Genomic DNA, 1,390 nt, shown 5'->3' with positions numbered 1-1,390 from the left:
TTGGGCTGGGCCGGCACAGAGCCCGTACCCGCGAATGGCTTCGGTGCCCTGGTGGCGGGTGCGCTCGGCGCGGGGGCCGCGGGGGAGGCGCTGGCTTCGTTCTTGCTGCCGCGGACGGTGAACCAGGCGGTCAGTCCGGCGGCCCCGAGGAGCGCGGTGATGACCACGGCGGCGACGAGGATCCGTCGTCCGGTCGTCCAGTGGGTGGTGGCCCGGTGCAGGGGGGAGAGGGAACGTTTCGGCACTACTTGACCTGCGTTCCGAGTGCGGAGAAGAAGGCGACGATGCCGTTGGCGGCGCCCAGGCCCAGGGCGGCGCCGGCGGCGACGACCGCGCCCTTCTTCCCATTGGCCTCGGCCTGGTGGCCGCCGCTGTGGTGGCCCCAGGCCCACACGCCGAGGGAGACGGCGAGCGCGCCGACGACGGCGATGATGCCGAACATGTTGATCGAGTTGACGACCTTCTTCAGGACGTCGAGACCGGGAAGGCCGCCGTCCGTTGGAGTGATCCCGGGGTCGTAGGCGAGGTAGAGGACGCGGTCTGCGAGTGAAATGGGTATGGCAAAGCTCCTTGCGGGCGCAGGCCTAGGAGGCCCTGCGGGTATGCGGGGGAAGGGAGAGGGGGCGCTCGGGGCGCGGAGGAAGGGCCGGCGTGTGCCCCGCGTACGCGGGTGGCGGACGCCTAGCTGTTGAGCGCGGGGATACGGCGGACGGCGAGGATCTGCCAGTCGCCGACCTTCTCGATCCGCACCGGCTTCGATGTGCGCGGCGCGTTGATCACCAGGCCGGCGCCGATGTACATGCCGACGTGCTCGGGGACGGCGGCGGTGCCGCGGGAGAAGAGCAAGTCGCCGGGCTTCAGGGCGTTCGCCGGCACGGCGTCACCCTCCTTGACCTGCGTGTACGTGGTGCGGGTGAGCTGGATGCCGGCCTTGGCGTAGGCCTGCTGCATGAGGCTGGAACAGTCGCAGCGGCCCATGGGGTCAGGGCCGTGCGGCGCGGTGCAGGTGCCGCCCCACTGGTAGAGGGTGCCGAGCTGATGCATCGCCCAGTCGATCGCGGTGCGGGCCTTCGGCGAGGCATCGGCGGGGATCTTGTATCCGGCGGGGACGGTCCCTTCGGGGATGGAGCCCCAGCCGGATCCGTCCTCGCCCGGCTTGCAGCCGCCGGCGCCGCCCGGAGTGCTGCCGGGTTCCTGGCCGGGCTGTCCCGCGCCGCTGTTGGGCAGGGTCTTGACGATGGCCTGCTGCAGGGCCCGGGCCAGCGGCTCCCACTGCGCGTACGCGTTCGGGTAGCCGGAGAGCTGTACCGCCTGGGCGGCCTGGGTGATGGTCATCTGCTGCCACCCCTGTCCACCCTGACCTCGGTGTACCTGCCGCTGCTCGGAGGCC

2 protein-coding genes and 1 pseudogene are annotated in these 1,390 nt (G+C 71.7%); all 3 read right to left on the bottom strand.

Translation table 11 applies throughout. The annotated features are described in order from the left end of the window. A pseudogene (locus ACFV0Q_RS41640) lies at positions 1-245 on the bottom strand (hypothetical protein); the annotation flags it as partial. Further along, entirely contained in the window at positions 245-559 is a 315-nt protein-coding gene (locus ACFV0Q_RS41635) for a DUF6112 family protein (RefSeq protein WP_266449619.1), read from the bottom strand. The gene ACFV0Q_RS41635 and the pseudogene ACFV0Q_RS41640, both read right to left, overlap by 1 nt. 122 nt (positions 560-681) lie before the next feature. Beyond that, positions 682-1,390, bottom strand: a 709-nt coding sequence (locus tag ACFV0Q_RS41630; protein WP_385013323.1) for a C40 family peptidase, incomplete at its 5' end; no start/stop codon positions are given.

The sequence above is a fragment of the Streptomyces sp. NPDC059564 genome (assembly GCF_042735575.1).
In the GTDB taxonomy this organism is placed as follows: domain Bacteria; phylum Actinomycetota; class Actinomycetes; order Streptomycetales; family Streptomycetaceae; genus Streptomyces.
This window is presented reverse-complemented; position numbering and strand designations above follow the sequence as displayed.